19 protein-coding genes are annotated in these 17,170 nt (G+C 49.5%); 13 read left to right on the plus strand and 6 right to left on the minus strand.

Features of this window, described 5'->3' with window-relative positions:
* Nucleotides 1-12: 12 nt before the first annotated feature.
* Complete coding sequence (gene secB, locus F3F96_RS10325) at nt 13-471, plus strand: protein-export chaperone SecB (protein WP_176963188.1); 459 nt, start codon at nt 13-15, stop codon at nt 469-471.
* Nucleotides 472-582: 111 nt separating this feature from the next.
* Here the strand turns inward: secB and F3F96_RS10330 are convergent, their stop codons facing one another.
* Nucleotides 583-999: an ankyrin repeat domain-containing protein gene (locus F3F96_RS10330; protein WP_176963189.1), complete on the minus strand. Its 417-nt coding sequence runs from the start codon at nt 997-999 to the stop codon at nt 583-585.
* A 167-nt stretch (nt 1,000-1,166) separates the two neighbouring features.
* Between F3F96_RS10330 and F3F96_RS10335 the strand changes: the two genes are divergently transcribed.
* From F3F96_RS10335 to F3F96_RS10345, 3 genes are read left to right on the plus strand one after another with little or no spacing between them, the layout of a single operon-like run.
* Nucleotides 1,167-3,398, plus strand: coding sequence for an NADP-dependent isocitrate dehydrogenase (locus tag F3F96_RS10335; protein WP_176963190.1), 2,232 nt, complete (start codon nt 1,167-1,169; stop codon nt 3,396-3,398).
* Nucleotides 3,399-3,412: 14 nt separating this feature from the next.
* Nucleotides 3,413-3,814: a peptidoglycan-binding protein gene (locus tag F3F96_RS10340; protein WP_206675327.1), complete on the plus strand. Its 402-nt coding sequence runs from the start codon at nt 3,413-3,415 to the stop codon at nt 3,812-3,814.
* Nucleotides 3,814-4,482, plus strand: coding sequence for a hypothetical protein (locus F3F96_RS10345; RefSeq protein WP_176963191.1), 669 nt, complete (start codon nt 3,814-3,816; stop codon nt 4,480-4,482). The genes F3F96_RS10340 and F3F96_RS10345 overlap by 1 nt, the downstream gene beginning before the upstream one ends.
* A 65-nt stretch (nt 4,483-4,547) precedes the next feature.
* Here the strand turns inward: F3F96_RS10345 and F3F96_RS10350 are convergent, their stop codons facing one another.
* Complete coding sequence (locus F3F96_RS10350) at nt 4,548-5,333, minus strand: hypothetical protein (protein WP_176963192.1); 786 nt, start codon at nt 5,331-5,333, stop codon at nt 4,548-4,550.
* 125 nt (nt 5,334-5,458) lie between these two features.
* Between F3F96_RS10350 and F3F96_RS10355 the strand changes: the two genes are divergently transcribed.
* Entirely contained in the window at nt 5,459-7,219 is a 1,761-nt protein-coding gene (locus tag F3F96_RS10355; RefSeq protein ID WP_176963193.1) for an ATP-binding protein, read from the plus strand.
* A gap of 172 nt (nt 7,220-7,391) precedes the next feature.
* Nucleotides 7,392-8,324: a zinc-ribbon domain-containing protein gene (locus tag F3F96_RS10360; protein WP_176963194.1), complete on the plus strand. Its 933-nt coding sequence runs from the start codon at nt 7,392-7,394 to the stop codon at nt 8,322-8,324.
* 39 nt (nt 8,325-8,363) lie between these two features.
* Here the strand turns inward: F3F96_RS10360 and sucD are convergent, their stop codons facing one another.
* The 3 genes from sucD to mdh all read right to left on the minus strand — a co-directional run bounded on the left by sucD (nt 8,364) and on the right by mdh (nt 11,497).
* The gene (sucD, locus tag F3F96_RS10365; protein ID WP_176963195.1) at nt 8,364-9,233 is read right to left on the minus strand and encodes a succinate--CoA ligase subunit alpha; all 870 of its coding nucleotides are present in this window, start codon (nt 9,231-9,233) and stop codon (nt 8,364-8,366) included.
* Nucleotides 9,230-10,432, minus strand: coding sequence for an ADP-forming succinate--CoA ligase subunit beta (sucC, locus tag F3F96_RS10370; RefSeq protein ID WP_176963196.1), 1,203 nt, complete (start codon nt 10,430-10,432; stop codon nt 9,230-9,232). The genes sucD and sucC overlap by 4 nt, the downstream gene beginning before the upstream one ends.
* A gap of 84 nt (nt 10,433-10,516) precedes the next feature.
* Nucleotides 10,517-11,497 carry a malate dehydrogenase gene (mdh, locus tag F3F96_RS10375; RefSeq protein ID WP_176963197.1) on the minus strand — a complete coding sequence of 327 codons (981 nt, stop codon included), beginning with the start codon at nt 11,495-11,497 and terminating at the stop codon, nt 10,517-10,519.
* A 264-nt stretch (nt 11,498-11,761) separates the two neighbouring features.
* Between mdh and F3F96_RS10380 the strand changes: the two genes are divergently transcribed.
* The 6 genes from F3F96_RS10380 to F3F96_RS10405 all read left to right on the plus strand — a co-directional run bounded on the left by F3F96_RS10380 (nt 11,762) and on the right by F3F96_RS10405 (nt 14,937).
* Nucleotides 11,762-12,169, plus strand: a complete 408-nt coding sequence (locus F3F96_RS10380) for a hypothetical protein (protein WP_176963198.1) — start codon at nt 11,762-11,764, stop codon at nt 12,167-12,169.
* Nucleotides 12,170-12,181: 12 nt separating this feature from the next.
* The gene (rfaD, locus tag F3F96_RS10385) at nt 12,182-13,141 is read left to right on the plus strand and encodes an ADP-glyceromanno-heptose 6-epimerase (protein WP_176963199.1); all 960 of its coding nucleotides are present in this window, start codon (nt 12,182-12,184) and stop codon (nt 13,139-13,141) included.
* Entirely contained in the window at nt 13,138-13,458 is a 321-nt protein-coding gene (locus F3F96_RS10390) for an outer membrane protein assembly factor BamE (protein WP_176963200.1), read from the plus strand. The genes rfaD and F3F96_RS10390 overlap by 4 nt, the downstream gene beginning before the upstream one ends.
* Before the next feature lie 285 nt (nt 13,459-13,743).
* The gene (locus F3F96_RS10395) at nt 13,744-14,040 is read left to right on the plus strand and encodes a hypothetical protein (protein WP_176963201.1); all 297 of its coding nucleotides are present in this window, start codon (nt 13,744-13,746) and stop codon (nt 14,038-14,040) included.
* A complete protein-coding gene (locus F3F96_RS10400; RefSeq protein ID WP_176963202.1) occupies nt 14,037-14,519 on the plus strand; it encodes a roadblock/LC7 domain-containing protein in 483 nt (160 codons plus the stop codon). The genes F3F96_RS10395 and F3F96_RS10400 overlap by 4 nt, the downstream gene beginning before the upstream one ends.
* A gap of 10 nt (nt 14,520-14,529) precedes the next feature.
* The gene (locus tag F3F96_RS10405) at nt 14,530-14,937 is read left to right on the plus strand and encodes a hypothetical protein (RefSeq protein WP_176963203.1); all 408 of its coding nucleotides are present in this window, start codon (nt 14,530-14,532) and stop codon (nt 14,935-14,937) included.
* 129 nt (nt 14,938-15,066) lie between these two features.
* Here the strand turns inward: F3F96_RS10405 and F3F96_RS10410 are convergent, their stop codons facing one another.
* The gene (locus tag F3F96_RS10410) at nt 15,067-16,593 is read right to left on the minus strand and encodes a metallophosphoesterase (protein ID WP_176963204.1); all 1,527 of its coding nucleotides are present in this window, start codon (nt 16,591-16,593) and stop codon (nt 15,067-15,069) included.
* 182 nt (nt 16,594-16,775) lie between these two features.
* On the opposite strand from F3F96_RS10410, the gene F3F96_RS10415 reads away from it, so the two are divergent.
* Nucleotides 16,776-17,165, plus strand: coding sequence for a hypothetical protein (locus F3F96_RS10415; RefSeq protein WP_370465539.1), 390 nt, complete (start codon nt 16,776-16,778; stop codon nt 17,163-17,165).
* Nucleotides 17,166-17,170: the final 5 nt, after the last annotated feature.

Genomic DNA, 17,170 nt, shown 5'->3' on the forward strand with positions numbered 1-17,170 from the left:
CAAGGAGATTTTATGTCAGAGCAAGACAGAGCAGCAAGCGAAGAGAACGCACCGATTTTCAGCGTACAGAAGATATATGTGAAGGATCTCTCCTTTGAGAACCCGAATGCACCTGAGATGTTTGCAGCTCCCGCCTCGCAACCGAAGATTGAGATGAATCTTGGGCTGGAGAACAGGCAGATCGATGATGAGCACTGGGAGGTCTCCCTGAAGGTCTCAGCCGTGGCGCGTGACAGTGAAAGCGAAAAGGTGCTGTTCGACATTGAAGTAGAATATGCCGGACTCTTCTATCTGAAGAACATCCCTGAAGAGCATATGGAGATGATTCTCGGCGTTGATTGCCCGACAGTTATCTTCCCATATGCACGCCAGATGATCAGCACCATGACTGTCGATGGTGGTTTTATGCCGCTACTGCTGGAGCCGGTGAATTTCGGCGCGGCTTTTGCCAATAGCAAGCAGGCTAATTAATTAGAGAATTATCGTTTCAGTGTAAAGATGAAGGGTGGGATCATATCTCACCCTTCTCTGTTTCTGCTCGTATTACTTGATAGCAGGAATTTGAGTTAACAGGCCCTGATCCTACTTATCAAACAGCATCAAATTTGCCCCGTGTTTGACATATAACTCGGCAATTTCGCGTGGCATGGAGCCATAGAAAGCGTAGTAGTAGGGATAGTCGTAGTCGGCATCCTTCAGATTCGGATCGGCTCCGGCCTCTAAAAGAATTCGGATGGCATCGATATTCTTCTCAGTCAGATGCAGAGGCGTTGAGAGCCTCTCATTGACTGCATGCAGATCAGCGCCATTTTCAATAAGAAAACACATCAAACTGAGATGACCATGTTTGGTCGCATAATGCAGGGCGGTCGATTTTGTAGCATCGGTAGTGTTAACCTGAACACCTTGCTCCAATAAACGCTCCAAACCCTCCTGATCACCAGCAACAGCTGCCTCAAACCAGCGTTTCTCATTATCTGTCTGCGCATCTCTGTTCACCGCATCCACCTCCACTGCGTTTTAGACCTTGAATGATGCAGCATATCCGGTTTCACAGCAATTTAAACAGACCGACCTTTTTAATAAAACTCATGCTGTTAAACTCCTGCACATCAAAATATTTGCCATGCCCTGCTTATGGCTGCGCAGCAACAACAGGATAGTCAATGACACCCAACACACCCACCATCATCTACACCATCACTGATGAGGCCCCGGCTCTGGCCACCTACTCGCTCCTTCCAATTGTGCAAACCTTCGCCAAAGCCGCCAATGTGAATGTTGAAACCAGAGATATATCTCTTGCTGGCAGGATCATTGCCAACTTCCCTGACCGATTAAGTGAAGCACAGAAGATCGGTGATGCGTTGAGTGAACTGGGTGAAGTGGCTAAAACGCCGGATGCCAACATCATCAAACTGCCGAACATCAGTGCTTCAATCCCTCAACTCCACGCTGCTATCAAAGAGCTGCAGGAACACGGTTTTGATATCCCTGACTATCCGGATGATGCACAGAGCAGTGATGAACATGAGATCAAAGCCCGTTATGCCAAAGTGTTAGGCAGTGCCGTGAACCCTGTATTGCGTGAAGGCAACTCTGATCGTCGCGTGGCTGATGCTGTTAAACAGTATGCTAAAGATAACCCGCACAGCATGGGGCCCTGGAGCAGCGACTCCAAATCACATGTAGCACATATGTCGGCTGGTGATTTCTATGGCAGTGAAAAATCATGCACTATTGACGATGCGTGCAGTTACCGCATTGAACTGATTGATAGCGACGGCAACAGCTTTGTTCTGAAAACCAGTGCCCCGCTACAGAGTGGTGAAGTGATTGATGCGGCGGTGATGAGCCGCAAAGCCCTGCGCGCCTTTTATGCCGCCCAGATTGAGGATGCCAACAACTCAGGCGTCCTCCTTTCACTGCACTTGAAAGCGACGATGATGAAGGTTTCCGACCCGATCATGTTCGGCCATGCCGTCACCGTCTATTTCAAAGATCTGTTTGAGAAACATGCCGCACTGTTTGCAGAGCTTGGTGTTGATGCCAGCAATGGCCTTGGTGATCTCTATGCCAAGATCGCCACACTGCCGGATGCACAACGCCTTGAGATCGAAGCGGATATTCAGGCCATTTATGAGAGTCACCCTGCCCTTGCCATGGTCGATTCCGACAAAGGCATCACTAACCTGCATGTTCCCAGCGATGTCATTATTGATGCATCGATGCCTGCAGCGATTCGCTCCTCCGGCAAGATGTGGGGCAGCGATGGCAAGCTTCACGATGCCAAATTTATGATTCCTGATCGCTGTTATGCCGGCATCTATCAGGAGACCATCAGCTTCTGCAGAGAGCATGGAGCCTTTGATCCAATCACCATGGGTAATGTGGCCAATGTCGGTCTGATGGCGCAGAAGGCTGAGGAGTACGGCTCGCACGATAAAACCTTTAATATCCCTACAGATGGCAAGGTTCGTGTGATCGATGATGCAGGTAATATCCTACTTGAGCATGCAGTTGAGAAGGGTGATATCTGGCGCATGTGTCAGGCCAAGGATGCGCCAATTCGAGACTGGGTAAAACTGGCCGTTAGTCGCGCCCGGGCTACAGGTAATCCTGCTATATTCTGGCTTGATTCTAACCGTGCCCACGACGCCAATCTGATCAACAAGGTCAACGCCTATCTGGCAGATCACGATACTGCCGGACTCGATATTCAGATCATGGCGCCGGTTAACGCTATTCGTCATGCACTCGGCAGAGTTAAACAGGGGCTGGATACCATTTCAGTCACTGGCAATGTGCTGCGTGACTATCTGACCGATCTCTTCCCGATTCTGGAACTGGGAACCAGTGCCAAGATGCTCTCTATCGTGCCGCTACTGGCCGGAGGCGGCCTGTTTGAAACAGGTGCTGGAGGTTCTGCCCCCAAACATGTGCAGCAGTTTGTGAAAGAGAATCACCTGCGCTGGGACTCTCTCGGCGAATTTCTGGCCCTGGCTGTATCGCTGGAAGATATGGCAGCTAAAACCGGCAATGCTAAAGCAGCCGTAGTTGCAGAGGCGCTGAATGCCGCCAATGGCAAATTCCTCAAAGAGAACAAGTCACCTTCTCGCAGGGTTAATGAGCTGGATAACCGTGGCAGCCATTTCTATCTGGCGATGTACTGGGCCCAGGCTCTGGCTGCACAAAACAGTGATCTGGAGCTGCAGTCACAATTCACACCACTGGCACAACAGCTTACAGAGCATGAGAGCATCATCATTGATGAGTTGAACAGTGTGCAGGGCACTGCAGTTGATATGGGTGGCTATTTCCACGCTGATCCTGCAAAGGTGGCGCGTGCCATGCGCCCAAGTCTCACATTTAATGCTATACTGAATAAGATAGCATAAAGAGATACGACGAAATGAATAAAAAACTGAAAATGTTTATGCGCGGCAAAGGGGTATCGATGTTGCAGGAGCTTCTGCAACGCATGGGTTACCCCATGCATGATCAACCCGGTCTGTTCGGGGTGGCAACACGCAGTGCGGTTAAAGATTTCCAGTCGAAAAAAGGGCTGAAAGCTACAGGTGACGCCGATGAGGCGCTGCTTGATCTGATGCGACAAAACTTTGCTGCGCCAGCAACTGATAAAAAGGCCAAAGCTAAACCAGCCCAGACTCCGGCGCTTATGCCCGCCAGTCAGATGCAGTTGGATGCCATCACCCGCCTGCTGATCAGCAAAGGCATCTTTAGCGAAGAGGAACTTGCTAAAGCGCTGTCGCGACCACAACCGGTGCGTATCACGCAGCCGCCTCTGACCTGATGGATTCAGAGAGAGCAACCTGTTTACGACCCGGGTTCACAGCCGCTCTGGCAGGATTTATACTATCGGGAGAATCAGTCAACCTGATCAGTCCGCATGGACAGGGGCGCAGACGAACACTGGATGATCTGCGCAGTTTCATCCCCGGATCAACCATGATCATTCAGCTCAACATGCAGCTCTACTGCCATGATCTTAAAGGCTTTTTAAAGGCCATCGCCAGCTACTTCAACCATCCTGATCACAGTGTAGAGAGTCTGGGGAAACTGTTTAATCAGCTGGAAAAAGAGAATCAGAAAGTACTACTCATCCTGCACAACTTTGATGAACTCTGGAGTGGCAGCACCCTGAAAGATGGTTACAGCGGCGCATTTCTTGAGGACCTGAACAGATTAAGGGAGAGGGAGATTACCCTGCTCTGCGTCACCGAATATGCTGAACAGCATGATCTGTTGAAGGCCGATGGCTGCAAGCTTGATGCCATCCCCCTGCCTCTTCCAGGGATCACAGCAGCGCAACTTGTGGCAGAGATTCAGCATCGTAATCTGCCTGTCGAAGAGAACGAACTGGATAAACTTGCCGCCTGGTTACTAAACCAGAATGCCCCCTACTCCATGCTTGATGAGTTGAAACCAGCATGGTTTAAACAGAAAAGCTGGAAAGAGTAAAAAAACAAAAAAAAGGGCTGGACACCTGAGTATCCAACCCTTTCGGTTATTTCAATTGTGCCCGCTTATTTGCCAAATAGTCCTTTAATGGCATCACCGGCACCACCGGCTGCACCGCCAACTGCACCTCCGGCACCACCAACTCTGTCCAGAGCCTGGGCCTTGAATGCATCCGCCGATTTTCCGAGATATTTTCCTACACCAAGCTTGGCAACGGAGCCCTTCACATTACCCAGCAGTTTGGATGATAGCTGTTGGGCCACCTCTGCTGCAGTCGCGCCACCACTCTTTTTACCAATATCGCGCATGACAATTTTAGGCAGAGATACGCTCTGCTGCTGATCACCAAGTGCTGCAATGCGCACCTTGGCAGACGTGCCTTCAACAACCAGGCGTTTGATAATCATTTTCAGCTCTTCTCCTTCACTTGTACCAGAAGAAGCACTGCTGCCACCACCTGCACCGAGGTTCTTTTTCAATACATCAGCGTTGGAGATGCCTGATTTGTTGATCTCATAGACCACTTTGGGTGCACTGATAATAATCTCATCAATCACAATCGGATTCTGGCGAATCGTTGAGATATCAATTTTGGTACTGATATTGCCCAGCTCAAAGATATTCGGGTCAGAAAAACCGGCTGGATTACCGATATTCAGGCCAGTAATTGAGGCCTCTCCGGATTCAAGTTTGATTTTTACATCGCTTACAGCAACCTGCGTTTTTGTAGCTTCTGATCCATAAACCTGAATAGCATCTTTTACAATGTTATCAAGATTTGAGAGTAGAAAGAAGACTGCTCCAACAACAATCACGCCTAATGCTGCAACACCAATAAGCACCTTTTTCATACCAACCTCCTGTTAATGAGACAATGATAGAGAGAGTATAGCAGAAGATCGGCCCTAAAGTTCATTTAAAATGAGCCGATAGATGGTTAGTTGAGTCAAATAATGCGTCGAAGGAATGGAGCCACATGGATCAGAAAAACTTCTTTTACCTTCATTGTGTCCTGCGACTGGCCATCATCATTCTGGTTGCCGAAATATTGGCCATGCTACTGTTTGATGTCACTGGTCTGGAGGATTCTCTATCACAACTGGCAGAAGCGGTACTTGATGGTGTTCTTCTTGTTACACTCTCTTCCTACCCTCTCTACCTGTTTGTATATAAACCCATCCTGAAAAGTTTCAAAAAAGATCAGCAACAGATTGAGATGCTCGCTGAAGCACTTCAGGGGGCTGGTGAGAGCGTGATTATCACCCGACCTGATGGCGAGATCGTCTATGTCAATCAGGCCTTTTCTGATGTTACTGGTTATTCGCAGCAGGAAGCCATCGGTGGCAATCCGAATATGCTGCAATCGGGCAAACAGGATCGCCACTTCTATGAACGGATGTGGGCATCGATCAAGAGTAAGGGACAGTGGAAAGGTGAACTGTGGAACAAGCGCAAAAGTGGTGAACTCTATCCCGAGGCTCTGGATGTCAGATCTATCCCCGATGAAGATGGCAACACTAAATTCCTTGTTGGTGTCTTCTCAGATCTGACTGAACAGAAACGAGTTGAAAATGCCCTCTTGCAGACCCAGAAGCTGGAGGCGGTGGGTACACTCGTTGGTGGTGTTGCCCACAACTTTAATAACCTGCTGGCAGCCATTTCAGGAAAAGCCTATGTGGCTCAGGTCAAAGCGAAAAAGAGTGGTGCACCCGATGCAGTCATTGAAAACCTTGATGATATTCAGACCCTCTCCTTTGATGCATCACATCTGGTCAAACAACTTCTCGCTTTTGCCCGCGAATCACAACACGATAAAGAGAATATCACGTTAGCAGCAGCGCTCAGGGATGCTGTCGCAACGGCACAGATAGGTATCCCTGAGGATATCGAGGTCAAACTTGATCTCTCCAGCGAACCGATGACCATATTCGCCGATCAGACCCACATCAAACAGGCCATCATCAATCTGGTTAACAATGCACGCGATGCTGTCAGGAGCAGTGTCGTCAAAGCCATCCATATTCGCCTCTACCCAAGCCAGCCCGAAAACTGTTGTGATCGTGGTGCCTGCCATATCCACTGTAAAAACATCGCCTGTCTGGAAATTCAGGATACAGGCACAGGCATCAACTCTTCCGATCTGGATAAAGTCTTTGAGCCCTTCTTTACCACCAAGGAGGTGGGTCAAGGAACCGGGCTGGGCCTATCTACAGCGCATGGCATCATCACCTCACACAATGGCTCCATTCATGTCAGAAGCACCTTCTCCAAGGGCTCTACTTTTAAGGTATGCCTGCCACTGGCTGAGAGTGATCAAACAGAAGTTACGACTGCATCTAAAACGCCGGTTCAAGTCTCACATTCAGGCACCATTCTTGTCGCAGATGATGCTATAGAGGTACGTAAAACGGTTGCATCGGTGCTTGAGAGTTTCGGCCATCATGTCATTCAGGCCAGCGATGGTATTGATGCGATTGAGAAGTTCTATGCCCATCAACATGAAATTTCACTGGTCATCAGCGATATTGTCATGCCCCGCATGGATGGCGTGGACAGTGTGCTTGAGATGCGAAAAACCTATCCCGAACTGCCGGTAATCTTCATGACCGGTTACGATGCGCCCAAAGAGAAGACCCAGAAGATTCTCGATAATGAAACCTCAATGCTGCTGAATAAACCTTTCAAAACCGCGGAACTCAGCAAACTCGTGAACAAACTGATCAACAGAAATGGATAAAACTTCAGCGTTATAACAGCAGAGTTGCTCACCCGCCTCTGTAGAACATTGATAGTGCCCGGTAGTTCATCGAACTGTTATGCGGATATCGGTACCATTCAAGCACTAAAAGTGGCATCAATCTTGATTACCCTTATAAGTTGAAACAGTATAAAACTTTCAGGAGAGACGTTTGGAATTTATCCAGTGCCCGTATTGTCAAAAGAAGTATGGCGTCAGCGATAAGCTGAGACGCGCGACTGGCAAGCGAATTAACTGCAAACACTGTCAGAAGACATTTATCATCTTTATACAGGAGAAGATAAGCCCGGCCGTTCAGAATCAGATCGATGAGCAGCGACACACCAGAGAGGTTCAACAAGAGCAACAGATTGAACCGGAGATCATAGAGATCCCCCCGGAACCACAAAAAGAGCCCGAAAGCGAAAAGAAAAAAACTGCCTCAGGCGGCAAAAAAAAGAGGAAAGCGACAAAAAAAAGCGCCAATAAACCACTGAATATGCAGATGGTTATCCTGGTTATTCTGGGCACGCTGTTTATCGCAGGCTCCTCAGGCGCATACCTCTACTTCTATAACCATGAGCTTTTTGAAAGGTTAGCAGAACCGCCACAGGCAGAGCCCGAATCAAACCCCGAATCAAACATTAAACCATTCGACCCCTTTGCCAAAATGGTGAAACCTGAAAGCGAAGATGAATCTCAAACTTCTCCTGCCGGGAATGAAGCCGTGCAACAAGAGACCAAACAGACAGCTTCCAGCCCTGAAGATAACCCTGTTGCAGCCACAAAAGATAAAGATAAGGCAGCAACGGATGGTCCGCTTAACCCGTCACAGGTATGCCGGGATGCGGCAGCGGACTACTGGATTCGTACCAATATGATCGCCAATGCCATGCTCACCAACGAGGCATATATGAAGCTATTGAGTCAGGGAATCAGCCTGACCGATGAGGTGCGTACACGCTGCAAGGAGCGTGAACTGGTCGGCAGACTGGCGGAATCAGCCAGATCCGAAGATGTGCCGGAGTGGATCAAAAAAGAGATTATCAACCGCACATCCGTTAAGCCGACAAAGAGCAAAACACCATCAACGTCAGGTTTCTAAATGATTCACTCAAGCCCACATGAGTAAGTTCGCAATAACTTAAGAGAGAAGCTCCAGCATACGCGCACCCAGTAGCGTCGGGTTACGTTCTACAGTAACACCGGCCATCTCAAGCGCTGCAAATTTGGCCTCTGCCGTTCCCTTGCCACCGGAGATAATGGCGCCGGCATGGCCCATGCGTTTGCCTTTTGGAGCCGTTGCACCGGCAATAAATGCTACGACCGGTTTTGAGATAGCGTGGCGAATATATTCAGCAGCATGCTCTTCATCGGAGCCGCCAATCTCGCCAATCAGTACAATACCCTCGGTCTGATCGTCCGCTTCAAAAAGCTTTAAGGCATCAATAAAATCCATGCCGTGAATGGGATCTCCGCCCATACCGATACAGGTGGACTGGCCAAGACCTGTCCGGGTTAACTGATCTACTGCCTCATAGGTCAGTGTTCCGGAGCGGGAGATTACACCTACGCGACCCGGCTTATGAATGTGACCCGGCATAATACCTATCTTGGCATCACCCGGCGTGATAATACCCGGACAGTTGGGGCCGATCAGAACACACTCTTTACCGCTAATGCTCTCTTTCACCTTCAGCATATCGAGAACCGGAATACCTTCTGTAATACAGGCAATCAGTTTAATGCCGGCATCTGCAGCCTCAATGATCGCATCGGCAGCAAAACGGGGAGGCACAAAGATCACTGATGCTTCTGCCCCCTCCTGCTCTACGGCATCGGCAACCGTGTTAAATACAGGGCGTTCAAGATGGGACTGACCACCTTTACCCGGTGTCACGCCACCGACAAAACAGGTGCCGTACTCAATCATGGCACTGGAGTGGAATGTCCCCTGTTTGCCGGTATACCCCTGACAGATCACACGTGTGTTTTTATCAAGCAGTACACTCATCTCATATCCCCATCTATCGCGCATCGGGACAGCGATGCTTGCTCCCCCGCAGCAGCAACTGCAAATTCAGCGGCCTGATCCAGATCAGTAGCCCAACGTACATCAAGACCGGCATCTTTAACCAGCCTGCGTCCCTCTTCTTCATTGGTACCCACCAACCGCATCACAACAGGCACACGCATTGGATGGGTTTTAATCGCTTCCAGCAGGCCGTTGGCGATCACATCACAGCGCACGATGCCACCGAAAATATTCACCAGCACCGCTTTAACATGATCATCACTGAACAGAAGCTTGAAAGCCTCACATACCGAATCGACGGTTACACCGCCGCCCACATCCAGGAAATTGGCCGGTTTGTCGCCCTTAAGCTGAATGATATCCATTGTCGCCATGGCAAGCCCTGCCCCGTTGACCATACAACCGATCCGACCATCCAGTGCGATATAGTTCAGCCCGAATTGCGAAGCTTCAACTTCACGCGGATCCTCTTCATCAAGATCACGCAGCGCCACCAACTCAGGATGTCGGTAGAGCCCGTTACTATCAGCAACAAACTTGGCATCGAGTGCCACCAGATCACCATCAGCAGTCAGAATCAGAGGGTTAAGCTCAAGCATAGAGCCATCTTTCTGGCAAAATGCCGCGTGCAGTTTTGCGAGCAGATCGGCACAGGCTGCAACCTGCGGCCCCTGGAGCCCGAGGAATGCAGCTATGGTCGTGCATTCATACTCAGAGGGCTGATCCCCTGCAACCGACAAGGTGAGAATCTTTTCAGGTGATGATGCAGCCACCTCTTCGATGTCCATGCCACCGGCAGGACTGACCACAAAGGCAACCTTCTCTGTTTCACGATCAACCAGCAAGCTCAGGTAGAATTCGGAGTTAATATTTAATCCCTCTTCCACATACAACCGCTTCACCTCTTTACCCGCTTCTCCGGTCTGTTTGGTTATTAACGTTGAACCCAACAGCGCTTCAGCCGCAATCCTCACTTCACGCTTTGATCTGCAGAGACGCACACCACCTGCTTTACCGCGTCCTCCGGCATGAATCTGAGCTTTTACTACCCAGAGATCTCCCCCCAGTTGATCGCTCGCAGCAACTGCCTCATCCACACTGAGCGCAAGCACGCCACGCGGAACCGGCACGCCAAATTCGCTAAGCATGGCTTTGGCCTGATATTCATGAATATTCAAAGGAGTCTCCCTGGCAGTGTAAGCAGCAGCTGATACCTGATCATCAGCTACAGTGGCAAATGATGAAGGGCAATCAATAAATCTTCAATAGAGACCGAAGCCATCGACTTGCTCCACCAACTCGGCTACCGCCTGCATGGATTTTGCCAGCCCTGCCCTCTCCTGCTCTGTCAGATCAAGCTCTATAATCGCCTCAAGCCCTCCTGCACCAAGCTTGCACGGCACGCCGAGATAATAGCCGTTAACTCCATATTCACCCTCAAGATAGGCACAGCATGGAAGCACCCGCTTATTATCCCTGATAATCGCTTCGGCCATCTGCACTACCGATGCTCCCGGCGCATAGAAGGCTGAACCGGTTTTCAGCAGCCTGACAATTTCAGCTCCGCCATCGGCTGTACGCTGGCAAATTTCATCTACCCGCTCAGGGCTCAAAAGTTCAGTGATCGGAATACCTGCCACTGTCGAGTAGCGAGGCAACGGCACCATCGTATCGCCGTGGCCTCCAAGTACGAAAGCATTAACATTATTGATCGAAACCTTTAGCTCATCAGCAATAAATGCTCGCATGCGGGCCGAATCAAGCACACCGGCCATACCGATGACACGATGTTTGGGGAAACCGGATACTTTCAGGGCGGTATAAACCATCGCATCGAGTGGATTGGTGACGACCAGAATGATGCAGTCGGGCGAGTGACTGACGATATTACGTGTGACATCGGCAATGATACCGGCATTGATCGAGAGTAGATCATCACGGCTCATGCCGGGTTTTCTGGCGATACCTGCGGTAATAATGACCAGATCTGAATTGGCAGTATCGGCATAGTCATTGGTTCCGATCACCGCGCTGTCAAAGCGAAGAATCGGTGATGATTCATACATATCAAGCGCCTTGCCCTGCGGCACGCCCTCAATGACATCGATCAGGACAATATCAGCCAACTCATTCTTGGCAGCAAGAAATGCAGCAGTGGCACCGACATGGCCAGCACCCACCACCGTAATCTTTTTTGGATTAAATACAGATGATCCTGAACTGTTAATTTCTGACCAGCGCATAAATCTGCCTCCCTGTTACAGTCTGGTTAATGTTACAATCTGTTACTGTTTCATAGTCTAACAAACAGGGACCTTTATTACAGTGAAAAGGAGCTTCACTATTCTACCTGAGCAAAGTTATGAGGAGTTCATCTTTTGCATTAATCAACAGCTGATAAAGCATGGCTTGCACTGGATGGCAGGTAACGTAACATCCACCGCCTGAATAAATTTGCTGTTGTGATCAAACAAAAACGAGCGACACAAAGGATATAGCGTAACGATATGAGCAATGTAAAAGCATTTCCCGGCACATTTCCACTGCACGAAGATCGCAACTTTCTGGCTGAAAGTGAATGGGTTATTTTCAAACTACTCTGCAAGCCTGTCGACTCTTTTGCCGAGGAGGACCCTGAGGAGCTCTCTGTTGCCACAGGCAATCAGGTAACCCCGACCCGTTGTGACGAGCTGATCCGCATCGTTCGTATCAACCAGCTTGCCGGTATCGGCTCATGGATCTCCCGCATTTTTGCCGAAGCGGGTATGAATGATTCAGATATCAGAGAGCTACCAGCTGAGGAGATCACCGACCGGGTGAATGCCAAAGCCGGGTACAGGATCTGCAATGAAGCCACGACACGTGCGCTGGCACTGCTGCAGTTGCAGTGGAAAGGCGCAAAAGCCAATGGATAACGGGCGATTAGCATGAGTGAGAGAATTCTGGTTACCGGTGGAGCCGGTTACATTGGCTCAAATATTACCGCGGCACTGCTTAAACGCCCGGCAACCGATGTTGTTGTCGTTGATGACTTCTCATCCGGTGACTGGCGCAATCTGATCCATGTTGATTGTGAAGTGCGCGCTGCCGACTGCGATGATCCGTTTCTGCTTGAAGAGATTGCCGATGGTGGTTTTTCCGCCATCTATCATCAGGCCGCTATCACCGATACAACCGTGATGGATCAGCGACTGATGGTTGAGGTTAACACCAATGCCTTCGCCTCTATTCTTGAAGCCAGCAGCATCTCCGGCACGCGTGTAACCTACGCCTCATCAGCAGGCACCTACGGCAACTCGCCAGCCCCTAACCGTATCGGTTTCGGTGAGGAGCCGGAAAACATCTACGGCTTCTCCAAGCTGGCTATGGATCGCATCGCCTGCCGCTGGTACGACCGCCACCCCGCCCCGATCATCGGACTGCGTTACTTCAACGTATTCGGGCCGGGAGAGGCGCATAAAAATGAGCGCGAAGGCAATAAAACCGCATCAATGATCCTGCAGCTTTATGAGCAGGTGAAAGCGGACAAACAGGTTCGCCTGTTTAAATTCGGTGAGCAAAAACGCGATTTTGTTTACATTCGTGATGTTGTCTCTGCCAACCTTGCCGCACTGGATGCATCACGCTCAGGCGTATGCAACGTGGGCTCCGGAGAAGCGCGCAGCTTTAATGATATTGTCACCAACCTCGCTGCTCTGCTCGACAAAAATCTGGATGTCGAATACTTTGATAATCCATTTTCATTCTATCAGGAACATACCGAAGCTGATCTCAGTGAGTCAGAACTACTGCTCAACTGGAAGCCGGAATGGACGCTGGAAAAAGGTATGAAAGACTATATTTCACTTCTTGAAAAAGGCCACCGTGGCCCTGCGGAGACAGCATGATCAAACACTTGATTCTACCCTTTGCCCTTAGCGCTATGCTGCTTGGCGGCTGTGTGTATGAACCGATCCATCAGGGTAATCGACTGAAAATCGGTAGTATCATGCAGATCCAGGAGGGTGATACCAAATTCAGCGTCGAACAGGCGCTCGGTACACCTTCGCTTGATCATGTCATGCAGGAAAATCGCGTTGTTTACTTCGAACAGTTTGAAGATGAAGAGAGTGGCGATATGATTAAACGTGGTGTTGAAATCACCTATGACGATGCACTGCGCGTCAAAGAGATTCGTCGTTTCGGGTTTGAAAACGAGGAATAAGCGGTGATGAATCAAACTGAGCTTCGATTCCATGGTATGAAACAGCCTGCTCTGTCGATCAGAGTAAACGGATTTATTAAGCATATTCAACTGTTCCATCCAGCCACAACAACACCTTTAACTTTCTGCAGTTTTATTGACACGTCATATAGCTGCGCGTAAATTCAGGTCGAATTGCATTATTTTACAGGGGGATAGGTCATTTCTCTTCATACTGAGCTTGAACAGCTTCGTCAGGAAAAGAAGCTTATTTTCATCACCGTTGCCAATGATGAAGGGTTGGTCATGGCTGAAACCGGTGAATGCCCCGAAGAGGATTTTTCTGCCTACTCATCATCGATGATGGAAACCGCCCGCAAAGTTGTCGAATCAGGCGATCTCGGCGAACAGGTCTGCAGTGCTCTGGTGCTGAAAAATGGCCGCATGCTGATCATGCATGAAGCAGCTGTCGGTGATCAGTTCATTTACTTATCGATTTTGTGTAGCAGAGTTCCCGCTGGCATGCAGAATATGATCAAAGAGATCGTCAGCTGTGTTGCCAGAACCCTGTTGGGGAATAGTTATCAGGAGCCTAATCGTTGAGTAATTATAAAGAAGCCTGCCGTCGTGAGCTTGAACAACTGGTTGAGCGTGAATATCACCTTGATGCGGCACTGCTCTGCACCTCTGACGGTCTTCCAGTCGCTTATGCTTCATCTGCCGACATCGAGGCGGATGCTCTTTCTGCGATGTGTTCATCGATGCTCTCACTCGGTGATGCACTCGCCATTCAGGGCGATGATGATGGCTGTATCCAGGTGGTTACCCAGTCAAAAAATCAGACTGTGGCACTGATCCATGCCGGCAGCGATATGCTGCTGGCGCTCATCGGTGCCAGAGACCTTAAACTCGGCATGCTGCTCGGCCATGCCCGTAAAGAGGTGGATATCATTCTTGAACTGATGAACAAGCAGCATCAAGAGGAGCAGGTTCAGGAGCAGCAGAAAGCGCCTGAACAGAGACAACCGGCCATGCTGGAAGAGCTGGTTAAACGCGTCATGCAAGAAGCACAAAACAGATAACAGGAAGTTAATGATGGATATGAATCAGACCCTTGAAAAGCTGGTAGGTGAACTCGAAGGCGCACTTGCTGCTGCTGTTGTTGATCTGAATAACGGTCTGTTACTCGGTGCTCACCATAACGTCCCCTACTTTACGCAATCCTACGTTGATGCTGTTGGCGCTGCCGCTGTAGATATGTTCAGAGGCAAAACTATCACTGCGGTTGAAGCGATGATGGCAGCCCAGCGTGGCGAAGAGATCAAATACCATATCAAAGAGATTCAGATGACCACCGATGGCACCTACCATTTCATGGCGGTGGTACCGGAGAAACCTGACTACCTGCTAATTCTGGTGACCCGCACTACCATCAATCTCGGTTCCGGCTGGATGGCGACCCGCTCAGCACTCGCTGAAGTTGCACCCAAGTGTCCTTAAAGCATCTTATAGGCTTAACAAATTAGCGAACCTCTGAAAAGCTACATCCATGTAGTTTTCAGCACGCAAAGGCAAAATCGTGGTTTTGCCTTTGCTCACAAACTCTGACTTTTTCAAAGCATCCTTAGCTTAACGCCCTGCCCTGAGACGTTGCACGATACGCTCCGGAAAGTTGTTGTCCTGCATCTCTAAAGCCACTTTTTCGATATCATAAGGGACAGTAAACAGCTCGATTCTCATACGATCAGGATAGAAGATCGCAGCTTCAGCCCCTACCTGACCGTCGCGCGGCTGACCCACCGAGCCGGGGCAGATCAACGATGCTGAAAATGGATTCAGATCAACCTCTGCTGCGTTGATAAATGGTAACACAACACTTCCCTGCATGGCATAAACACCCTGAATATGGGAGTGCCCGTGCAGGCAGATTCGAATATCCCTGCTTCTGAGGTGTTCGAGATTCTTCTCGGCAGTCATATTGTAGACATAACCGTTAAAAAAACTTTTATCGATCGGCGAGCCATGCACAGCCATCCACTTATCAGTACGGTGACGTACCGGCAGTGTGGCCAGCCAGGCCCGATCATCGTCATCAAGCTGCTCAATCGTCCAATCCAGCGTCCACTGTGCACTGCGACTGGCTGCAACCTTTACATCACCATGATGAGCCACGTAGTGATCATGGTTGCCACGAATGCAGCAGATGCTCTGCTCCTTAGCCAGGCGTATACATGCGGCAGGCTGCGGCCCGTAACCGACAATATCACCCAGATGCATAATCTGTTCTACACCCATCTCTGCAAAGCGTTTCAGAACACTCTCAAAGGCTGGAAGGTTGGCATGCACATCGGCAATCATCCCAATCGGCTCATCACCTGACTGCAATACCACAGCAGCAGCCTTTTTAACCATGACGCACGATTCAACAGAGCGAAGTTCAGAGATCAATGTCTGCTTATGCATCTCAAAGCTTCCGACAAATTGATCACTCAGCCCTTCATAAACCATATCATCGGCAGAGGATGAATACCCCCTCAACAGAGGCTTCAGGCTTTTCCCCAGCACTTGCCACTGATCACTGTCCATCCCCAGCTCATCTGATTTCCTGAGCCAGTTAGCCAGCATAGCAGAGAAGGATGAGAAGCTATCCCACGGGTAGATATCATCATCAAGGTAGAAGAGCTGATCATCAAGCAGAGCAAAATTGGACAGCCCTTCATCCAGCCGCTTCTCGCTGCCGGCTGCAAAGCGGCAGTAGATCGCCAGCAGGTTGGTCAGGTAGTTTAATCGCTGCTCACTGCTAAGGGTTGAAAAATCGATAGTGTGCAGCGGCTGCATACGTGGCGAGATATTGCCCACCACCCAGCCCTTTCGCTGAATCACAAACCAGCAACGCTGTGGATGATAGATGCCGTATGCCCTCTCCTTTTCAATCTGCAGAGCGGACCATTTGTGTGCCACCTCTTCAGTTGAGAAGTTGCGTCGCTCATCAATCTTTAATACCCATGATGCATCAGCATGAAGTTGTGTCGAAGGTTTACCGGTAAAGTCACCGCCATGTGACATATTCAATGCAGGCCCCTCAAGCAGAGATGTTATCACCTCAATCGTGACCTTCGGAAGGCCAGAGAGCGCGCCAATAATAGAGATCGTCATAATCCTCCCCTTGAACCGGACTATAGATGAATGCCCTGCATCAATATAGCCAGATCATGGATGATGAAAAAGCTGCACATTCAATGTACCTTTGCAGCGTTCAGAAGCACTGCTCTGTTTTTTTATGGAATCCTTATTGAAATTAGGGTTAAATATCGCGGCTGAACATGGGAGGAGTATTGGTGGAAAACACATCGGAACTAAAACTGGATGTGCGACTGCAGGCAATTCTCGAAGAGACCAGAGAGATGCATAAGCTGCACTCTCTACTGCTGGCCGATCAGAACGGGCTGCCCATTAGCCATGCAGGAAAAATTGCCCATGCAGGCATGGCAGCCATTGCACCGGAATTGATCAGGGTTGGTGATCATGCTGTTCGTCTTGGGGAATACAACAGCATCACATGCGTAGCACTTGTGCTTGAAGATAGCCATCTGATGGTCATCAAGGACATCGAGATCAACAACAAGCCTTTTGTACTGGTGATGGATACGGCAACCGTTCCCAGAGGCATTCGCAAGCTGATCAGAGAGTTGAGGGACCGCTTAGCTTTTGCCATGCATATGGAGTAGAAAAT

It is taken from the genome of Mariprofundus sp. NF, from assembly GCF_013387455.1.
GTDB lineage: Bacteria > Pseudomonadota > Zetaproteobacteria > Mariprofundales > Mariprofundaceae > Mariprofundus.